Origin of the sequence: Streptomyces flavofungini (assembly GCF_041028215.1) — a bacterium.
In the GTDB taxonomy this organism is placed as follows: Bacteria; Actinomycetota; Actinomycetes; order Streptomycetales; family Streptomycetaceae; genus Streptomyces; species Streptomyces flavofungini_B.
Genome location: NZ_JASKYR010000946.1, coordinates 1 through 3,211 on the forward strand (window position 1 = coordinate 1; position 3,211 = coordinate 3,211).

A 3,211-nucleotide genomic window follows, 5' to 3' on the forward strand; every position below is an offset into this window, starting at 1 on the left:
CTGCGCAGCAGTCCCTCGACGGTCTGGAGCCGGTGACCGATCTCCTGGAGCTGGAGACGGGTCGCCTCCTGCTCCGACCTGGCACGTTCCACGACCGTGCGGTACTCGTGCATGGCCTCGGCGTACTGCCGGTCGCGCTCGCGGTTGCGCTGGGTCTGGAAGTAGGCGACGGCGACGATCGCGCCGGCGAGTATCAGGAAAAATGCGACGGGAATGATCACGTCGTCCACTAGGGCGTCCCCCTTGTTGAGTGCTGTTCGTCGTCGCCCGTCCCGTCGCCCGCCGCCGCGTCCTTCGACGGTCCGGGCCGGGTCCGCCGGGCGGCAGCGCTGATCGTATCCACGTTCAACCGCACGTCGAACGGCGCGAGTTCGAAGTACTTGAGTGCCTTGCCGTCGTCGGAGAGCTCCAGACGGCCGACGACGAGACCGGCCTTCTCCATGCGTTCGAGGTGCATGTAGAGCAGGGGGCGGGACACCCCGAGGCGCCGGGCCAGCTCACTCACGTAGAGCTGGCCGGACGCGAGCTCGCTGATGATCCGGATGCGCTGGGCGTGGCCGACAGCGGCGAGAAAGGCGAGGAGTTCCTCGCTGTCCATGGCGTTGTCCACGGTCCGCCTTCGCCCGCCTTCACGCTGGTCCTGCTCCTGATCAAGCCTGTCAGCCAAGGCTTACGCATGGCGGGAAGGGCTGTCAAACCTTCGATATGACAGTTGACGCTTTGAACCTTCACCTGTCAGTCTCCACTTACATATGGAAGAGGGTGTCCGGCAGGGCGTCCGTCGAATGAGTGCGCGAGGGGATGCGCGAAGGGGTGGGGACGGACATGGGCAGGAGATCGGTCACGGTGCGCGTGGCCCGGTGGAGCGCGCTGCACCCGGGACGGGCGGTCATCGGCTGGCTCGTCTTCGTGGCGCTGTGCCTCGGGGGCGGGATCGCCGCCGGGATGAACAGCGCCACGGCGGAGGACTTCCGCGTCGGCGAGGCGGGCCGGGCCGAGGCCCTCGCCGCCGAGGGCGGTGTCGGATTCCGGCCCACGGAACAGGTGCTCATCCGCGCCGCCTCGGGCCCGCTGGACGAGGCGGCCGCCGACGCCGCCGTCAAGGACGTCACCGCGCGGATGGCGGCGCTGCCCGAGGTCGCCTCGGTCGCCGCCCCGGTGCGCTCGGCCGACGGCCGCGTACTGCGGGTCCAGGTGGAGCTGAACGGCTCGGAACAGGAGGACCAGAAGAACGTCCCGCCGCTCCAGGAGCAGACCGAGCGGGTCGCGAAGGCCCACCCGGAGCTGGTGATCGAGGAGACCGGCGACGCCTCCGTGAGCAAGGGCGTCGACGACCAGCGCAACAAGGACCTTCAGTTCTCCGAGGCGATCACGCTGCCGATCACCCTGATCACACTGGCCGTGGTCTTCGGCTCGGTCGTCATGGTCGGCGTGCCGCTGCTCCTCGCCCTCAGCACGATCATCGCCACGATGGGCCTCGCGATGCTGGCCTCCCACCTGGTGCCCGACACCGGCGTAGGCATGAGCATGATCCTGCTGATCGGCATGGCGGTCGGCGTCGACTACACGCTCTTCTATCTCAAGCGCGAGCGCGAGGAGAGGGCCCGCGCGGGCGGACGCCTCACCTCCGAGGCGCTCGTCGAGGCCGCCGCGGCCACGGCGGGCCGCGCCATCGTGGTCTCCGGTCTCGCCGTGATCGTCTCCACCACCGCGCTCTTCCTGGCCCGTGACGTCATCTTCGACTCGCTCGCCACCGGCACGATCCTGGTCGTCGCGGTCGCCGTGGTCAGCTCGGTGACGGTGCTGCCCGCGCTGCTCGTCAAGCTCGGCAGCCGGGCCGAGCGGCGGGCCGAGCGGCGAGCCGGGCGCCGGGCCGGGTGGCGAGCCGGGCGGAGGGATGCCAAGCGGCTCGCGTGGGGCAAGCGCGTCCGGACGGACGGCACGGACGTCACGTACGGCGGCGACGGCGACGGCGCGGAGCGGCCCGGCCGGGTCTGGGGCGCGCTGCTCGCCCCGGCCCGCAAGCGCCCGGCGCTCACCCTGTGCCTCTCCGTCCTCGCGCTGCTCGGTCTCGCGCTGCCCGCGCTGGACATGACCCTGAAGAACCCGGCGCGCGACAGCTTCTCGCGGGAGATCGACGCGATGAAGGGGTACGACAGGCTGCTCGCCGCCTTCCCCGAGCAGCGCGTCCGGCACCTGGTCGTGGTGCGCGCCGGGGCCTCGCGGGCCGGTGACGTACGCGAGGCCCTGACCGAGCTCGACCGCAGGGCGCGGGGCGACCGGCTCTTCGCGCACTCCTCGGATGCTCCGCTCCTCCGCTCCTCAAAGGACCTTCGGACCACGACACTGGAGCTGAACTCGCCGTACCCGACGTACTCGGACGAGGCGGAGACCTCACTCGCACACCTCCGCGAGGACCACCTCCCGGCGACCGTCGGCAGACTGGCCGGGGCGGGGGCCGGAACCGGGGCCGGGGCCGTCGAGAGCGCCGTGACCGGCGAGGTGCCGCGCGGCACGGACTACGTCGAGCACCAGAACGGCAAGCTGCCGCTCGTCCTCGGCTTCCTGCTCCTGATGACCTTCGCGATGACCGTGTACGCGTTCCGCTCGGTCGCCCTCGGGCTGCTCAGCGCCGTGCTCAACCTGCTCTCCGTCGCCTCCGCGCTCGGTCTGCTCGTCCTCGTCTTCCAGGGCGAATGGGCCGAGGGGCTGCTCGCCTTCGACTCCCTCGACGGGATCTCCTCGCGCGTGCCGCTCTTCCTCTTCGTGATCCTCTTCGGGCTCTCGATGGACTACCAGGTCTTCGTCGTCAGCCGTATCCGCGAGGCCGCCCTGAACGGCGTTCCCACCCGGCAGGCGGTCCTCGGCGGCATCGCGTCCTCCGCCAAGGTCGTCACGAGCGCCGCGATCGTCATGGTCACCGTCTTCGCGAGCTTCGTGATGCTGCACATCCTGGAGATGAAGCAGATGGGCTTCGTCCTCGCGGCGGCCGTCCTGCTCGACGCCTTCGTGATCCGCGTCATGATCCTGCCCGCCGCGCTGCTCCTGCTCGGCCGCGCCACCTGGTGGCCGTCCGGCGCGATCCGCCGCGCCGAGGAGCGCGCCGCGGCCCGGACCGCCGGGCGCGCCGCCGCCGGTGCCGCGGAACCCGTCGCCGGACCGGCCGGGGTGAGCGCCGCGCAGGATCGCACAGGGCGGTTTACCCGAGCGG

Annotated in this window: 3 protein-coding genes; 1 reads left to right on the forward strand and 2 read right to left on the reverse strand. The window is 71.2% G+C overall.

The window, feature by feature from the left end; translation table 11 throughout:
- On the reverse strand, positions 1-230 hold a 230-nt coding region (locus tag AB8Z36_RS36930), incomplete at its 3' end, for a hypothetical protein (RefSeq protein WP_369217756.1).
- Complete coding sequence (locus AB8Z36_RS36935; protein ID WP_440582103.1) at positions 230-610, reverse strand: ArsR/SmtB family transcription factor; 381 nt, start codon at positions 608-610, stop codon at positions 230-232. The genes AB8Z36_RS36930 and AB8Z36_RS36935, both read right to left, overlap by 1 nt.
- Positions 611-825: 215 nt before the next feature.
- On the opposite strand from AB8Z36_RS36935, the gene AB8Z36_RS36940 reads away from it, so the two are divergent.
- A partial coding sequence (locus AB8Z36_RS36940; RefSeq protein WP_369217757.1) for an MMPL family transporter occupies positions 826-3,211 on the forward strand: 2,386 nt, incomplete at its 3' end.